Raw genomic sequence first — 16,249 nt, 5'->3', positions numbered from 1 at the left:
GCAGACAATCAGCTTGATGCCGCCGAAAGCCGCTTCCAGGATCGAGTCCTTGCAGAACGGAGCCGGAACGTAGATGACCGAGGCGTCAGCGCCGGTCGCTTCCACGGCTTCCTTGACGGTGTTGAACACCGGCAGGCCGAGGTGGGTGGTGCCGCCCTTGCCGGGGGTCACGCCGCCAACCATCTTGGTGCCGTAGGCGATGGCTTGTTCGGAGTGGAAGGTACCCTGCGAGCCGGTGAAGCCCTGGCAGATGACTTTGGTGTCTTTATTGATCAGGACGCTCATTACTTACCCTCCGCGGCCTTGACGACTTGCTGGGCAGCGTCGGTCAGGCTGGTCGCCGCGATGATGTTCAGACCGCTCTCGGCCAGGACCTTGGCGCCGAGGTCGGCGTTGTTGCCTTCCAGACGAACGACAACCGGGATTTTCACGCCGACTTCTTTCACGGCGCCGATGATGCCTTCGGCAATCATGTCGCAGCGAACGATGCCGCCGAAGATGTTCACCAGAACGGCAGCGACGTTGCTGTCGGAAAGGATGATCTTGAACGCTTCGGTCACGCGCTCTTTGGTGGCACCGCCGCCAACGTCGAGGAAGTTGGCCGGCTTGCCGCCGTGCAGGTTGACGATGTCCATGGTGCCCATGGCCAGGCCAGCGCCGTTGACCATGCAGCCGATGTTGCCTTCCAGCGCGACGTAGTTCAGCTCCCACTTCTGCGCATGGGCTTCACGAGCGTCGTCCTGGGACGGGTCGTGCATGGCGCGCAGCTTGGGCTGACGGTACATGGCGTTGGAGTCGATGTTGATCTTGGCGTCCAGGCAGTGCAGGTTGCCGTCTTTCTTGATCACCAGCGGGTTCACTTCCAGCAGTGCCAGGTCGTAGTCCTGGAACAGCTTGGCCAGGCCAACGAAGATGTGGGTGAACTGCTTGATCTGGTCGCCCTTCAGGCCCAGTTGGAAGGCCAGCTCGCGGCCCTGGAACGGCTGAGCGCCTACCAGCGGATCGATGGTGGCCTTGAGGATCTTTTCAGGCGTTTCGTGCGCCACTTTCTCGATGTCCACGCCACCTTCGGTGGAGGCCATGAAGACGATGCGACGGCTGGAACGATCGACAACGGCGCCGAGGTACAGCTCCTTGTCAATGTCGGTGCAGGATTCCACCAGGATCTTGCTGACCGGCTGGCCGTTGGCGTCAGTCTGGTAGGTCACCAGACGCTTGCCCAGCCAGTTGGCGGCGAACGCCTTGGCGTCCTCTTTGCTCTTGACCAGCTTCACACCGCCCGCTTTACCGCGGCCACCAGCGTGTACCTGGGCTTTAACGACCCACTCGGTACCACCGATTTTTTCACAGGCTTCTGCGGCCTCTTCGGGTGTGTCGACGGCGAAGCCCTTGGATACGGGCAGGCCGTACTCAGCGAACAGCTGCTTACCCTGATATTCGTGGAGATTCATGCTTGTCTACCGTTTTCGTCTTGGGTATTGCGCATTCGGCGCGGCGCTCGTGGCGCCACGCCACCTGTGACCGAGTCCCCCTTGGGGGAGAAACGATCCGGCGGGGTGGACGGCAGCCCCTCGCAAAAGACTGCCACCCTCCCCGCCGTGGTCCCGTTCCTTAGCGCTTCTTGCGGTTGGCGATGTGGATGGCGTGGCCATTCACTGCCAGTGCCGCTTCGTGCAGCGCTTCGGACAGAGTCGGGTGGGAGAAGACCATCATGCCCAGGTCTTCGGCACTGGTGCCGAATTCCATGCCGATCGCGCCCTGCTGAACCAGCTCGGCGGCGCTCGGGCCGATCACGTGGACGCCCAGTACGCGGTCGGTCTTGGCATCGGCGATGACCTTGACCAGGCCGCCGGTGTCGTTGGCAGCCATGGCGCGGCCGCTGGCGGCGAACGGGAAGGTGCCGACGTTGACTTCGACGCCTTCGCCCTTGAGCTGCTGCTCGGTCTTGCCGACCCATGCGATTTCCGGGTGGGTGTAGATCACCGACGGAATCAGGTCGTAGTTCATCTGGGCCTTGTGGCCGGCGATGCGCTCGGCAACCATCACGCCCTCTTCCGAGGCCTTGTGCGCCAGCATGGCGCCACGGACCACATCACCGATGGCGTAGACGCCCGGAACGCTGGTCTTGCAGTGGTCGTCGACGTAGATGAAACCGCGCTCGTCCAGGGTCACGCCGCTGTCCGCAGCCAGCAGATCGGTGGTCACCGGCCGACGGCCCACGGCCACGATCAGCTTGTCGAAGGTTTCCTTCTGCTCGCCGTTGGCATCGGTGAAGGCCACGGTGACCTGCTTCTTCTTCACTTCCGAACCGGTGACGCGAGCGCCCAGGCGGATGTTCAGGCCTTGCTTGGTCAGGGTCTTCAGCGCTTCCTTGGCGATCTGCTCGTCGGCAGCCGGGAGGAACTTGTCCAGGGCTTCCAGGACGGTGACTTCAGCGCCCAGGCGAGCCCAGACCGAACCCAGTTCCAGGCCGATAACGCCAGCACCGATCACGCCCAGCTTCTTGGGTACGCTCTGGAATTCCAGGGCGCCGGTGGAATCGACAATCACGTCTTCGGTCAGCGGAGCCGGCGGGATTTCCACCGGACGGGAGCCCGAGGCGATGATGATGTTGTCGGCTTCCAACACCTGGGTCTTGCCGTCCAGGCCGGTCACTTCGACCTGCTTGTTGGCCAGGACCTTGCCGTGGCCTTCGAAGGAAGTCACGCCGTTGGCCTTGAACAGGGTAGCGATGCCGCCGGTCAGGTTCTTCACGATGTTGGCCTTGCGGGCAACCATCGCCGGGACGTCCATCTTCACGCCGCCGGTGGAGATACCGTGAATCTCGAAACCTTCTTTGGCTTCCTTGTACTTCCAGGAGCTGTCCAGCAGCGCCTTGGACGGAATGCAGCCTACGTTCAGGCAGGTACCGCCGAGAGCGACCTTGCCCTCTTTACCGATGTACTTCTCGATGCAAGCGGTCTTCAGGCCGAGTTGGGCGGCACGGATGGCGGCTACGTAGCCGCCGGGGCCGGCACCAATCACAACCACGTCGAATTTCTGGCTCATGTCTCAATCCTTATTCCGGTGAAGCGGACGGCCCCTTTCGGGGCCGTCGTGTAGTACGGGGCCGTCGTGTTAACTGACGTATCAGACGTCGAGCAGCAGGCGAGCCGGATCTTCCAGCAGATCCTTCATGGTGACCAGGAAGCTGACCGCTTCCTTGCCGTCGATCATGCGGTGATCGTAGGACAGCGCCAGGTACATCATCGGCAGGATCACCACCTGGCCGTTAACGGCCATCGGGCGTTCCTGGATCTTGTGCATGCCGAGGATGGCGGTCTGCGGCGGATTGACGATCGGCGTCGACAGGAGGGAACCAAATACGCCACCGTTGGAAATGGTGAAAGTACCACCGGTCATGTCTTCGATGGACAGCTTGCCGTCTTTGGCTTTCTTGCCGAAGGTGGCGATGCCGTTCTCGATCTCGGCCAGGCTCATGAACTCGGCGTTGCGCAGGACCGGTACGACCAGACCGCGGTCGCTGGACACTGCCACACCGATGTCCTGGTAGCCGTGGTAGACGATGTCGTTGCCGTCGATCGAGGCGTTGACGCCCGGGAAGCGCTTCAGGGCTTCGGTGGCGGCCTTGACGAAGAAGGACATGAAGCCCAGGCGGACGCCGTTGTGCTTCTTCTCGAACAGGTCCTTGTACTTGTTGCGCAGGTCCATGATCGGCTTCATGTTGACTTCGTTGAAGGTAGTCAGCATGGCCATGGAGGACTGGGCTTCCACCAGACGCTCGGCAACCTTCGCACGCAGGCGGGTCATCGGAACGCGCTTCTCGACGCGGTCGCCAGCGGCAAACACGGGAGCGGCAGCAGCCGGGGCAGCGGCCTTGGCGGCCGGAGCGGCAGCCGGGGCGTTCTTCTTGGCTTCAACGGCAGCCACGACGTCTTCCTTGGTCACGCGACCGCCCTTGCCGGTGCCGGCCAGGCTGTTCGGGTCGATGCCATTCTCTTCGGCCAGCTTGCGGGCGGCCGGCGAGAGGATGTTGTCGTCGGCAGCGACGGCAGCCGGGGCAGCAGCGGCCGGAGCGGCAGCGGGAGCGGCGGCAGCAGCCGGAGCGGCAGCGGCAGCACCGCCTTCGCTCAGCTTGCCCAGCAGTTCGTTGGAGAGAACGGTGTCGCCTTCATTCTTGACGATCTCAGCCAGGACGCCGTCGGCCTCGGCCAGTACTTCGATCACGACCTTGTCGGTCTCGATGTCGACGATCAGTTCGTCACGCTTGACGGCTTCACCGACCTTCTTGTGCCAGGTTGCGACGGTGCCGTCGGCAACCGATTCCGGGAAGGTTGGGGCTTTGATTTCGATAGCCATTATGTGTGTTTCCTTAAATTCGGTATCAACTGCGCGTTGGCGTTAAACGGTGAAGGCGTCCTGCAGCAGTTTTTCCTGCTGCTCGGCGTGCATCGAAGCGTAGCCGCAAGCCGGAGCTGCCGAGCCTTCGCGGCCCGCGTATTCCAGGTTGAGACCTTTCTTGTGCGCGGCGATGACACGACGCATGTGGTGCTGCGAGCAGTACCAGGCGCCCTGGTTCATCGGCTCTTCCTGGCACCAGACGATGTGCTTGAGGTTCTTGTACTGCGACAGGACCTCGGCCAGATCGTCTTCCGGGAACGGATACAGCTGCTCGATACGAACGATCGCGATGTTCTCGAGACCTTCGGCACGACGCTTCTCCAGCAGGTCGTAGTACACCTTGCCGCTGCACAGCACGATGCGGTCGACCTTCTTCGGATCCAGGCTGTCGATCTCGTTGATCACGGTCTGGAACGAGCCGTTGGCCAGATCTTCCAGGGTCGAGATGGCCAGCTTGTGACGCAGCAGCGACTTCGGAGTCATCACGATCAGCGGCTTGCGCAGCGGACGGATCACCTGACGGCGCAGCATGTGGTAAACCTGGGCCGGGGTAGTCGGCACGCAGACCTGGATGTTCTGCTCGGCGCACAGCTGCAGGTAACGCTCCAGACGTGCGGAGGAGTGCTCCGGACCCTGGCCTTCGTAACCGTGCGGCAGCAGCATGGTCAGACCACACAGGCGTTGCCACTTGGTTTCGCCGCTGGTGATGAACTGGTCGATCACAACCTGCGCACCGTTGGCGAAGTCACCGAACTGGGCTTCCCAGATCACCAGCGCGTTCGGCATGGTGGTGGCGTAGCCGTATTCGAACGCCAGAACGGCTTCTTCCGAAAGGTAGGAGTCGTACAGGCTGACGCGCGGCTGGCCGTCGAACAGGTTGGCCAGCGGGATGTAGACCGAGTCGTCCTTCTGGTTGTGCAGCGCCGCATGGCGGTGCGAGAAGGTGCCGCGGCCGACGTCCTGACCGGTCATGCGCACCGGGTGGCCTTCGAACAGCAGGGTGGCGTAGGCCAGGTTCTCGGCGAAGCCCCAGTTGATCGGCATGCCACCGGCAGCCATCTTCGCGCGGTCTTCGTAGATCTTCTGCACCTGACGCTGCATGACGAAGCCGTCCGGAGTCTCCAGCAGCTTGGCCGACAGGTCCTGCAGGGTCTTCAGGTCGAAGCGGGTGTCGTGACGCGCGGTCCAGGCATGGCCCACGTACGGACGCCAATCGACGAAGAGCTCCTTGTTGGGCTCCTTCACCAGGCTCTTCACCACGTGCTGGCCGTTGTCGAGAGCGTCGCGGTATTCGTCGACTTTCTCCTGGGCCTGCTCGGTGGTCTGCACGCCAGCGGCGATCAGCGCGTCGGCATACAGGTCGCGGGTGGTGCGCTGCTTGGCGATCTGCTGGTACATCAGCGGCTGGGTGCCGCTCGGCTCGTCGGCCTCGTTGTGGCCGCGACGGCGATAGCAGACGAGGTCGATGACCACGTCACGCTTGAACTGCATGCGGTAGTCGACAGCCAGTTGGGTCACGAACAGCACGGCTTCCGGATCGTCGCCATTCACATGGAAGATCGGCGCCTGGATCATCTTCGCCACGTCGGTCGCGTACTCGGTGGAACGAGCGTCGTCCTGACGGCTGGTGGTGAAGCCGACCTGGTTGTTGATCACGATGTGGATGGTGCCGCCCGTCTTGTACGCCCGGGTCTGCGACATCTGGAAGGTCTCCATGACCACGCCCTGCCCCGCGAAGGCGGCATCGCCGTGGATGGAGATCGGCACGACCTTGTCGCCGCTGCCGTCCTTGCGACGGTCCTGGCGGGCGCGTACCGAACCCTCGACCACCGGGGAAACGATTTCCAGGTGCGAGGGGTTGAACGCCAGGGCGAGGTGGACTTCGCCGCCGGTGGTCATGACGTTGGAGGAGAAGCCCTGGTGGTACTTCACGTCACCCGAGCCCAGCTCGACCAGTTTCTTGCCTTCGAACTCGTCGAAGAGGTCGCGCGGGTTCTTGCCCAGGGTATTGACCAGGACGTTCAGACGGCCGCGGTGGGCCATGCCGATGACGATTTCCTTCACGCCGTAGGAGCCGGAACGCTGGATGATCTCGTCGACCATCGGAATCAGGCTCTCGCCGCCTTCCAGGCCGAAGCGCTTGGTGCCGGGGTACTTGGTGCCCAGGTACTTTTCCAGGCCTTCGGCAGCGGTCAGGCGCTCGAGCAGGTGGGAACGGGCGTCCGCGGAATAGGTCGGACGACCACGCACGCTTTCCAGGCGCTGGGCGAACCAGTGGCGCTGTTCGGAATCGACGATGTGCATGAACTCGGCGCCGATGGTGCTGCAGTAGGTCTGCTTCAGCGCATCGATGATTTCACGTAGGGTCGCCTCTTCCTTGCCGATGTAGAGCTCGCCGGTGCGGAAGGTGGTGTCGAGGTCTGCAGCAGTAAGCCCGTAGTGTTCGAGCGACAGATCGGAGGGCGCGGTACGCACCCAGAGACCCAGCGGATCGAGCGACGCAGCCTGATGCCCACGCAGACGGTATGCCAGGATCAGACGCAGTACTTCGACCTGTTTCTTCTCGTGCTCGGTGCTTACGCTGCCGGCGGAAACAGGCGCAGCGCGGCGCTGGTTCTTGGCCAGGAGTACGAAATGATCACGGATAGAGGAATGCGAGACGTCTGGGGCAGGATTGCCGTCGGCGGGGAGCTTCTGGAAGTACGTGCGCCACTCTTCTGGCACAGCGTTCGGGTCGTGCAGGTAGAGCTCGTAGAGCTCTTCGACGTAGGCAGCGTTTCCACCGGATAGATGGGCACTGTTCCACATCCGCTGCATTACGCTTTCGTGCATGCTTGGTCACCCTCGGTAAGGGGACTCCACCTGTGGAATCTCTGGCGCGAAGTCATACACAGCGACTTCAAGCCACCGATTCCCGCAGATAGTCCGGGTACCAGCCCGGATGCCCCTGCTGGTCATATATACGTTTTCAAAACAGGACCCCCGCTTTGTGGGCTTGGGTCCTAAGGACTGTACCGCCGGACAATGTTCCGGCGGCACAGGTGTCGCTCTTGCAATGATCTCTGGGCGCAATGCCCTCGGATCAAGTGCCGCTCTGCAGCAGCATGTTACGGATGTGACCGATTGCCTTGGTGGGGTTCAGACCCTTCGGGCAGACGTTCACGCAGTTCATGATGCCGCGGCAGCGGAAGACGCTGAACGGATCATCCATGCTCGCCAGGCGAGCCTGGGTTTCGGTGTCACGGCTGTCGGCCAGGAAGCGATAGGCCTGCAGCAGCGCGGCGGGGCCCAGGAACTTGTCGGGGTTCCACCAGAACGACGGGCAGGAGGTCGAGCAGCAGGCGCACAGGATGCACTCGTACAGACCGTCCAGCTTCTCGCGCTCTTCCGGGCTTTGCAGACGTTCGATGGCCGGGGCTGCATATTTGTTCTGCAGGAACGGCTTCACGCTCTCGTACTGCTTGTAGAAGATGCGCATATCGACGACCAGGTCACGGATGACCGGCAGGCCCGGCAGCGGACGCAGGACCAGCTTTCCGCCCTTCAGGCCAGCGGCCGACAGGGGAGTGATGCAGGCCAGGCCGTTCTTGCCGTTGATGTTCATACCGTCGGAACCGCACACGCCTTCACGGCAGGAACGACGATAGGAGAAGCCCTCGTCCTGTTCCTTGATCAGCGCCAGCACGTCCAGGACCATGATGTCCTTGCCGTCGGTATCGACCTGGAAGTCCTGCATGTAGGGTGCAGCGTCCTTCTCAGGGTTGTAGCGGTAAACACTCACTTGCAACATGGCGGGCACCCTTAGTAAGTACGAACCTTGGGTTCGAATGCCGGAACAGTTTTCGGCGCGAAGTTGACGGCACGCTTGGCAACGCGTTTCTCACCCGGGAAGTACAGGGTGTGGCACAGCCAGTTCTCGTCATCGCGCTCCTCGAAGTCTTCACGGGCATGCGCGCCGCGCGACTCTTTGCGGGCTTCGGCCGCAATCGCAGTGGCTTCGGCCACTTCGAGGAGGTTCTGCAGTTCCAGCGCTTCGATACGCGCCGTGTTGAACGCCTGGCTCTTGTCATTGATCTTGACGGTAGCGATACGCTCACGCAGATCAGCCAGCTGAGCGATACCTTTCTGCATGTACTCGCCGGTACGGAACACACCGAAGTAGTTCTGCATGCAGGATTGCAGCTCACGCTTGAGCGGGGCGACTTCTTCGCCGCTGGTGCGCTCGTTCACGCCGTTCAGGCGATTGAAAGCGAATTCCAGGTCGGATTCGGAAGCACCGCGGTGCTCGATGCCCTCTTTCAGGGCTTTTTCCAGGTGCAGACCGGTGGCACGGCCGAACACCACCAGGTCGAGCAACGAGTTGCCGCCCAGGCGGTTGGCGCCGTGTACCGATACGCAAGCCACTTCGCCTACGGCGAACAGGCCTTCGATGATCTGCTCGTTGCCGTTGGCATCCATGGTCAGGGCCTGGCCATGGATGTTGGTGGCGACGCCGCCCATCATGTAGTGGCAGGTCGGGATGACCGGGATCGGAGCGACAACCGGGTCGACGTGGGCGAAGGTCTTGGACAGTTCGCAGATGCCGGGCAGGCGGCTATGCAGAACTTCTTCGCCGAGGTGGTCGAGCTTCAGCAGTACGTGGTCCTTGTTCGGGCCCACGCCGTTGCCGGCGATCACTTCCTTGACCATGGAGCGGGCAACCACGTCACGGCCAGCCAGGTCTTTCGCGTTCGGCGCATAACGCTCCATGAAACGCTCGCCGTGGGCGTTGATCAGGTAGCCACCTTCACCGCGGCAACCTTCGGTGACCAGTACACCGGCGCCGGCGATGCCGGTCGGGTGGAACTGCCACATCTCGATGTCCTGCACCGGCACGCCAGCGCGCAGGGCCATACCGATGCCATCACCGGTGTTGATCAGGGCGTTGGTGGTGGAGGCGTAGATACGGCCGGCACCGCCAGTGGCGAGGACCACGGCCTTGGAACGGATATAAACGGTGTCGCCGGTTTCGATGTCGATGGCGATGACGCCAACCACATGACCGTCCTGGTTCTTCACCAGGTCAACGGCGTACCACTCATTAAGGAAGGAAGTACCGTTCTTCAGGTTGGCCTGATAGAGGGTGTGCAGCAGGGCGTGACCGGTACGGTCGGCCGCGGCACAGGTACGGGCAGCCTGGCCACCCTTGCCGAAGTCCTTGGACTGGCCACCGAACGGACGCTGGTAGATGCGGCCCTGTTCGGTACGGGAGAACGGCAGACCCATGTGTTCCAGTTCAAACACGGCTTCCGGGCCGACGGAGCACATGTATTCGATGGCGTCCTGGTCGCCGATGTAGTCGGAGCCCTTGACGGTGTCGTACATGTGCCAGCGCCAATCGTCGTTCGGGTCGGCCGAAGCGATGGCGCAGGTGATGCCGCCCTGGGCGGAAACGGTGTGCGAACGGGTCGGGAAGACCTTGGTCACCACGGCAGTCTTGTGACCGCCCTGGGCCAGCTGCAGCGCAGCGCGCATGCCGGCGCCGCCACCGCCAACAATGATGGCGTCGAAGGAAAGAGAACGAATGCTAGCCATGGATCAGTTACCCCAGAGAATCTGCACACCCCAGACGAAGAATGCGAACATGGCCATGCCGCATACTGCCTGGACGAGGAAACGCACGACGGTCGCGGATTTGCCCAGCGCCATCTGAGTCAGGTAGTCGGTCGTGATGGTCCACATGCCGACCCATGCGTGCACGCTCAGGGATACCAGCGTCAACAGGCTGAAGATCTTCATCAGGCTGTGGGAGAACAGACCATGCCACTCGGCGTAGGAAATACCCGGGTGCGCGATCAGGAAGCCCAGCAGGAAGAGAACATAAGCCGCGAGAACGACCGCGGAGACGCGTTGAGCCATCCAGTCATACAGACCCGAACGCGACAAGTTAGTGACGTTAGTTACCATACCCATACCCCCGCCAGAACGATCAGCACCACTGCGACAGCGATGACGATTTTCGAACCACGCTTACCGCCTTCCAGTGTTTCGCCAACGCCTGCATCCATGATGAGGTGACGAATACCGGCTACCAGGTGGTACAGCAGCGCAGACAGCAGGCCCCAGATCACAAGCTTGACCAACGGATGGGTCAGACACGCCTTCACCTGCTCGAAGCTTTCTTCCGAAGCGAGGGAACGATCCAGTGCGAACAGCAGCACTGCGATGCCCACGAACAGAATGACGCCAGAGATGCGGTGGAGAATCGACGTGTAAGCAGTGATAGGGAGTTGGATGGTCCTTAGGTCTAGGTTTACGGGTCGTTTGCTATTCACGGCTTTTTTCACACTGAGAGCCCTTCTATGGATCAGGGCTAGTTGTCGGGAGGTGCACTTGTCAGGTACCCATCACCTTCGGGAGTGACAACCACCAATCAAGCGAGGCCGGACGGCCCTTGGCGGCTGGTCGCCGAGTATAGACAGTTAGGCTCCTAATGACAACGGAAAGACCTCCACCTAAGGACTAATTGCCGCACCCCCATAAAAGGCGTAAACAGGCAAATTTTTCCGGCAAAACAGGGGCTTGGAGGAGCCAAACTTCTCCGATTGTGCAAATTGACATTCGGATTTATCTCTCTATAGTGGTGCGGGCCCTGCGTGGGGGGTCGTACAGATGATTTCAAGCATAAATAGGAGGCCATCATGGCTGACAAAAAAGCGCAGTTGATCATCGAGGGCGCTGCCCCCGTCGAACTGCCTGTCCTCTCCGGCACGCTGGGTCCCGATGTCGTCGACGTGCGGGGCCTGACCTCCACGGGTCACTTCACTTTCGACCCCGGCTTCATGTCCACCGCCTCCTGCGAGTCGAAGATCACCTACATCGACGGTGATAAAGGTGTGCTGCTGCATCGCGGCTACCCGATCGAACAGCTCGCCGAGAAGTCCGACTACCTGGAAACCTGCTACCTGCTGCTCAACGGCGAACTTCCGACTGCCGAGCAGAAGGAAAAGTTCGTCGGCACCATCAAGAACCACACCATGGTTCATGAGCAGCTGAAGACCTTCTTCAACGGCTTCCGCCGTGATGCGCACCCGATGGCCGTGATGTGCGGCGTGATCGGTGCCCTCTCCGCCTTCTATCACGACTCCCTGGACATCAATAATCCGAAGCACCGGGAAGTCTCGGCGCATCGCCTGATCGCCAAGATGCCGACCATCGCTGCCATGGTGTACAAGTACTCCAAGGGCGAGCCGATGATGTACCCGCGCAACGACCTGAACTATGCAGAAAACTTCTTGCATATGATGTTCAACACCCCTTGCGAGACCAAGCCGATCAGCCCCGTGCTGGCCAAGGCCATGGACCGCATCTTCATCCTGCACGCCGACCACGAGCAGAACGCCTCCACCTCCACGGTGCGCCTGGCGGGCTCCTCGGGTGCCAACCCGTTCGCCTGTATCGCCTCGGGCATCGCTGCCCTGTGGGGACCGGCTCACGGCGGCGCGAACGAAGCCGTTCTGCGCATGCTCGACGAGATCGGTGACGTATCGAACATCGAGAAGTTCGTGGCCAAGGCCAAGGACAAGAACGATCCGTTCAAGCTGATGGGCTTCGGCCACCGCGTGTACAAGAACTTCGACCCGCGCGCCAAGGTCATGAAGCAGACCTGCGACGAGGTTCTCCAGGAGCTGGGCATCAACGACCCGCAACTGGAACTGGCCATGAAGCTGGAAGAAATCGCCCGCCACGATCCCTACTTCGTGGAGCGCAACCTCTACCCGAACGTGGACTTCTACTCCGGCATCATCCTGAAGGCCATCGGCATCCCGACCAGTATGTTCACCGTGATCTTCGCCCTGGCACGCACCGTGGGCTGGATTTCGCACTGGCAGGAAATGCTCTCCGGCCCGTACAAGATCGGCCGCCCGCGCCAGCTGTACACCGGCAGTGCGCAGCGCGACTTCGTGGACCTCAAGGCCCGCTAAGCGCTACGGCGCTAGAGAAAGGCCGCCTTCGGGCGGCCTTTTTAATTGCCTTGCCATCTGTAGGAGCGAGCTTGCTCGCGAACGGATTTCCCGGCTATGCCGGCGTCAAGCGGTTCGCGAGCAAGCTCGCTCCTACGAAAGCAAAAAAAGCCGCCCCGGGGGCGGCTTTTTCGTGGGGGAAACGACAGCGTCTATTACTTCTCGGCAGCGCTGCGCAGGCCTTTCAGGGTGTTCATCGGCGCATCGACCACGAAGCTGTTGGCCAGCCAGGACGGAATGCTGCCACCCGGCTCGGTCTGCACCTGGTAAGTCACTTCGGTCACGCCGGCGCCCTTGGGGACCAGCTTCCACTCGCCGATCAGCTTCGGCACGCGGATTTCGCCCTTCTCTTCCGGGATATAGGTCGGCTCGGCCTTCAGATGACGGATCAGGCCGCCGTCGGCGGTCTTCTCGGTGGTCACGTGGATCACCACGTCGCGGCCGGTCACCGGCCAGGGCATGTCGATCTTCGAGTAGGTCCAGGAATTGTCGCCTTCGGTCTTCAGCAGGCGCATCTCGGCGCAGGCATGGATCCACTTGCAGGAGCCGGCCACGTCTTCCTGCAGGGCGTTGATCTTGGCCACATCGGCCTTGATCTCGACGACGCCACGGTAAGCCTTGTACTTGGAACCTGCCACGGGGCTGAGGAAGACCTTCACACCGTCGTCTTCCTTCTCCAGCTTCCAGTCTTCAGCCAGGGCAGTACCGGCAAAGCCCACCACGGCAGTGGCCAGCAGGGTCATACGCAATACACCACGCATCGTCTTACCTCTCTTTATTCTTGATCTTGTGGGGGCCGGCAATCGCGCCGCCCCTTTGCAATCCGCGGTCTTGAGCGGGTCGGGGCGTCAGTATGGACCGCGAAAACGTGACTTCCAAGTCACATCAGGCAGCGGTGATGCGTTCCCACTCGGTAAGGATCTGCAGCGCCTGCTCGTTGCTGCTGCCGCAAGCATCGGCGTCCGCGTCAAAGGCCGCACAAACCTTTGGACGCCGCGAGTCGCCGAATAGTTTGCAGAGATTGCGCTCGTCCAGTTGCACGCAGCGCACACCGGCCGGCTTACCGTCAGGCATGCCGGGGATGGGCGAGGAAATCGACGGCGCGATGCAGCAGGCGCCACAGCCGATACGGCATTCCATGGATGAACTCTCTATGGGCGATCGACAAGCAGAGGGGAAAAGCTCGGCAGCCCTGCTTGCACAGCCGCCGTCAGAAATTGGCCGCCGAGCATATAGCCCGTCAGCCATTCCGCCAAGCTGGCCGGATCAGCGGAAATTCCAGACACCGCCAGCACATCAGCGCCCGGCCTGGCGGCTTCGAACAGGCGATCACGTCAGACCGGGGCCGGCGCGCCGGATGCCGGCAATCCCAGCGTCAATGCCGCGCTTGCCTCCATCAGGAACAGGATCGCTCCGGCGCCCCTTGGCTGTCGGGCGGCGCTCCACTAGGCTCACGCACTGTCCCTTACTGGAGCCTCTGCCATGCCGGTCTGGCTGCAAACCGCGTTTCTTCTGTCGCTTTCCAACCTGTTCATGACCTTCGCCTGGTACGGCCACCTGAAAACCCTGAACAGCAAGCCGTGGATCATCGCCGCGCTGGTCAGCTGGGGCATCGCACTGTTCGAATACCTGCTGCAGGTGCCGGCCAACCGCATCGGCTACACGGTGATGTCGGTAGGGCAACTGAAGATCATGCAGGAAGTCATCACGCTGGCGGTCTTCGTGCCGTTCAGCGTGTACTTCATGCAGCAGCCTCTCAAGCTCGACTATCTCTGGGCCGGCTTGTGCCTGCTGGGCGCGGTTTACTTCATCTTTCGCGCCTGAGGCGCGACTCGCAGGATGAACGACTCAGGACTCGGGCGCGTCCTGCAGGCGAGTGATAAGGCTGGAAGTGTCCCAGCGTCCACCGCCGGCGGCCTGCACCTCGGCGTAGAACTGATCGACGAGCGCGGTGACCGGCAATTTCGCGCCATTGCGGCGAGCCTCGTCGAGGACGATGCCCAGGTCCTTGCGCATCCAGTCCACCGCGAAACCAAAATCGAAGCGCCCTTCCAGCATGCTCTGGTGACGGTTCTCCAACTGCCAGGATTGCGCGGCGCCCTTGCTGATCACCTCCATCGCCGCCATGCCGTCGAGGCCGGCGCTCTGGGCGAAGTGCAGCGCCTCGGACAGCCCCTGCAGCAAACCACCGACGCAGATCTGGTTGACCATCTTGGTCAACTGGCCGCTGCCCACCGGGCCCATGCGTCGCACCATGCGCGCGTAGGTGGCGATCACCGGCTCGGCGCGGGCGTAGATGTCGGCATCGCCACCGACCATCACCGTCAGCGCGCCATTCTCGGCGCCGGCCTGACCGCCGGACACCGGCGCATCGAGGAAGCCCAGCTCGCGCTCGGCCGCCATCACGGCCAGTTCACGGGCTACTTCAGCGGAAGCGGTAGTGTGGTCGACCAGCACGGAGCCGGGCTGCATGCCCGCCAACGCACCGTCCCCACCCAGCACCACGCTGCGCAGGTCGTCATCGTTGCCCACGCAGCACATCACGAAGTCGGCCCATTGCGCCGCCTCGCGCGGCGTGTCCGCGCAGCGGCCGCCGAACTGCCCGACCCACTGCGCCGCACGACTCGCGGTGCGGTTGTAGACGCAGACCTCATGCCCTTCGCGCGCCAGATGTCCGGCCATGGGATAGCCCATCACCCCCAGGCCGATGAATGCCACTCTCGCCATCGCGGTCCCCTTGTCAGCAGAAGGCGCTCAGCCTAGCGCGGTTTGCCGGTCGCGCAAACGCCTTCCATACTCGATTCGAACCCAACCACGAGCACCGACTATGCCCCACTGGCTGGTGATCGACCTGGAAGCCACCACCGAGGAAGGCGGCTGGCCAGTCGAGGAAATGGAGATCATCGAGATCGGCGCGAGCCTGGTGGCAGAGGCCGATGGCCGCGAGCTGGACCATTTCCAGCGTTTCGTCCGCCCACAGCGGCGCCCGCTGTTGACGGCCTTCTGCCGCGAACTCACCCACATCACCCAGGCCAATGTCGATGCTGCCGCGCCGCTGCATGAAGTCTGGCCGCAGTTCGAGCGCTGGCTCGCGCAGCACAGCCCGCGCCTGGCCGGGTGGACCAGCTGGGGCGACTATGACCGCCATCAGCTGGAACTGGAGTGGCGCCGCCAGCATCTGGACAGCCACCTGTCCCGCGTGCCGCACGTCAACCTCAAGCAGCGCTTTGCCCAGGCCCGCCAGCTCAAGCGCCCGGTGGGCCTGAACGCCGCGCTGCACCTGGCCGGGCTGCATTTCCAGGGGCAGCCGCATCGCGCCCTGGAAGACGCCCGCAACACCGCCCGCCTGCTGCCGCTGACCCTGCCCGTCGCCGGCTGACGCCACCCACCAATCACTGACCGCACGGTCGCCAGCCTCGCTCTAGTGACGGGGCCGGCGGCCTTGGGCATACTGGCGGGCCCTTTTTCACCCCTCTTGCAGGAGAAGCCCATGTTCAAGGTCAACGAGTACTTCGACGGCACCGTCAAATCCATCGCCTTCGACATGACCGCAGGCCCCGCCACCATCGGCGTGATGGCTCCGGGCGAATACGAATTCGGCACCAGCCAGCTGGAGGTGATGCACGTCGTCGCCGGCGCGCTGACCGTCAAGCTGCCGGGCAGCGACACCTGGGAAACCTTCGAAGGCGGCAGCAACTTCACCGTGCCGGCCAACAGCAAGTTCCAGCTGAAAGTCGCCCAGGACACCGCCTACCTCTGCGAATACCGCTGAGTTCGGCTGCTGCGTGAAAAACCGGCCCGGGTGGCCGGTTTTTTATTGCCCGCGCCAAGCCCTGACGAAACAT

The 16,249-nt window shown here is 62.3% G+C and carries 15 protein-coding genes and 1 pseudogene; 4 read left to right on the top strand and 12 right to left on the bottom strand.

The window, feature by feature from the left end:
- The 9 genes and pseudogenes from C167_RS0109645 to sdhC all read right to left on the bottom strand — a co-directional run.
- Positions 1–285 (bottom strand): annotated as a pseudogene (locus C167_RS0109645) (succinate--CoA ligase subunit alpha); the annotation flags it as partial.
- On the bottom strand, positions 285–1,451 hold the full coding sequence (gene sucC / locus C167_RS0109640) for an ADP-forming succinate--CoA ligase subunit beta (RefSeq protein WP_017518067.1): 1,167 nt from the start codon (positions 1,449–1,451) through the stop codon (positions 285–287). The gene sucC and the pseudogene C167_RS0109645, both read right to left, overlap by 1 nt.
- A 160-nt stretch (positions 1,452–1,611) precedes the next feature.
- Positions 1,612–3,048 carry a dihydrolipoyl dehydrogenase gene (lpdA, locus tag C167_RS0109635; RefSeq protein ID WP_017518066.1) on the bottom strand — a complete coding sequence of 479 codons (1,437 nt, stop codon included), beginning with the start codon at positions 3,046–3,048 and terminating at the stop codon, positions 1,612–1,614.
- A gap of 81 nt (positions 3,049–3,129) precedes the next feature.
- Positions 3,130–4,359, bottom strand: coding sequence for a 2-oxoglutarate dehydrogenase complex dihydrolipoyllysine-residue succinyltransferase (odhB, locus tag C167_RS0109630; RefSeq protein WP_017518065.1), 1,230 nt, complete (start codon positions 4,357–4,359; stop codon positions 3,130–3,132).
- A gap of 42 nt (positions 4,360–4,401) precedes the next feature.
- On the bottom strand, positions 4,402–7,233 hold the full coding sequence (locus C167_RS0109625) for a 2-oxoglutarate dehydrogenase E1 component (RefSeq protein WP_026078928.1): 2,832 nt from the start codon (positions 7,231–7,233) through the stop codon (positions 4,402–4,404).
- 250 nt (positions 7,234–7,483) lie between these two features.
- Positions 7,484–8,191, bottom strand: a complete 708-nt coding sequence (locus C167_RS0109620; RefSeq protein ID WP_026078927.1) for a succinate dehydrogenase iron-sulfur subunit — start codon at positions 8,189–8,191, stop codon at positions 7,484–7,486.
- 11 nt (positions 8,192–8,202) lie between these two features.
- Complete coding sequence (sdhA, locus tag C167_RS0109615) at positions 8,203–9,975, bottom strand: succinate dehydrogenase flavoprotein subunit (protein ID WP_017518062.1); 1,773 nt, start codon at positions 9,973–9,975, stop codon at positions 8,203–8,205.
- 3 nt (positions 9,976–9,978) lie between these two features.
- On the bottom strand, positions 9,979–10,347 hold the full coding sequence (sdhD, locus tag C167_RS0109610; protein ID WP_026078926.1) for a succinate dehydrogenase, hydrophobic membrane anchor protein: 369 nt from the start codon (positions 10,345–10,347) through the stop codon (positions 9,979–9,981).
- Complete coding sequence (gene sdhC / locus C167_RS0109605; protein ID WP_162140471.1) at positions 10,341–10,727, bottom strand: succinate dehydrogenase, cytochrome b556 subunit; 387 nt, start codon at positions 10,725–10,727, stop codon at positions 10,341–10,343. Before sdhC ends, sdhD begins: the two co-directional genes overlap by 7 nt.
- Before the next feature lie 354 nt (positions 10,728–11,081).
- Here sdhC and gltA point away from each other — a divergent pair, with 354 nt between their 5' ends.
- The gene (gene gltA, locus C167_RS0109600; protein WP_017518059.1) at positions 11,082–12,365 is read left to right on the top strand and encodes a citrate synthase; all 1,284 of its coding nucleotides are present in this window, start codon (positions 11,082–11,084) and stop codon (positions 12,363–12,365) included.
- Positions 12,366–12,559: 194 nt separating this feature from the next.
- Here gltA and C167_RS0109595 read toward each other — a convergent pair whose 3' ends face one another.
- Together C167_RS0109595 and C167_RS0109590 are read right to left on the bottom strand one after the other, a co-directional pair.
- On the bottom strand, positions 12,560–13,165 hold the full coding sequence (locus C167_RS0109595) for an START domain-containing protein (protein ID WP_026078924.1): 606 nt from the start codon (positions 13,163–13,165) through the stop codon (positions 12,560–12,562).
- A gap of 124 nt (positions 13,166–13,289) precedes the next feature.
- Positions 13,290–13,544, bottom strand: coding sequence for a YkgJ family cysteine cluster protein (locus tag C167_RS0109590; RefSeq protein WP_017518057.1), 255 nt, complete (start codon positions 13,542–13,544; stop codon positions 13,290–13,292).
- A 342-nt stretch (positions 13,545–13,886) separates the two neighbouring features.
- Between C167_RS0109590 and C167_RS0109585 the strand changes: the two genes are divergently transcribed.
- Positions 13,887–14,228: a DMT family protein gene (locus tag C167_RS0109585; RefSeq protein WP_017518056.1), complete on the top strand. Its 342-nt coding sequence runs from the start codon at positions 13,887–13,889 to the stop codon at positions 14,226–14,228.
- Between the two features lie 24 nt (positions 14,229–14,252).
- Here C167_RS0109585 and C167_RS0109580 read toward each other — a convergent pair whose 3' ends face one another.
- Positions 14,253–15,131: an NAD(P)-dependent oxidoreductase gene (locus C167_RS0109580; RefSeq protein ID WP_017518055.1), complete on the bottom strand. Its 879-nt coding sequence runs from the start codon at positions 15,129–15,131 to the stop codon at positions 14,253–14,255.
- Positions 15,132–15,231: 100 nt separating this feature from the next.
- Between C167_RS0109580 and C167_RS0109575 the strand changes: the two genes are divergently transcribed.
- Together C167_RS0109575 and C167_RS0109570 are read left to right on the top strand one after the other, a co-directional pair.
- Positions 15,232–15,783 carry an exonuclease domain-containing protein gene (locus C167_RS0109575; RefSeq protein WP_017518054.1) on the top strand — a complete coding sequence of 184 codons (552 nt, stop codon included), beginning with the start codon at positions 15,232–15,234 and terminating at the stop codon, positions 15,781–15,783.
- A gap of 111 nt (positions 15,784–15,894) precedes the next feature.
- Positions 15,895–16,176 (top strand): pyrimidine/purine nucleoside phosphorylase, encoded by a 282-nt coding sequence (locus C167_RS0109570; RefSeq protein ID WP_017518053.1) that lies wholly within the window; start codon positions 15,895–15,897, stop codon positions 16,174–16,176.
- Positions 16,177–16,249: the final 73 nt, after the last annotated feature.

Source organism: Pseudomonas nitroreducens TX1 (assembly GCF_000313755.1).
GTDB lineage: Bacteria > Pseudomonadota > Gammaproteobacteria > Pseudomonadales > Pseudomonadaceae > Pseudomonas > Pseudomonas nitroreducens_A.
The sequence above is the reverse complement of the archived record's forward strand: the minus strand, read 5'-3'. Positions and strand labels throughout refer to the sequence as shown.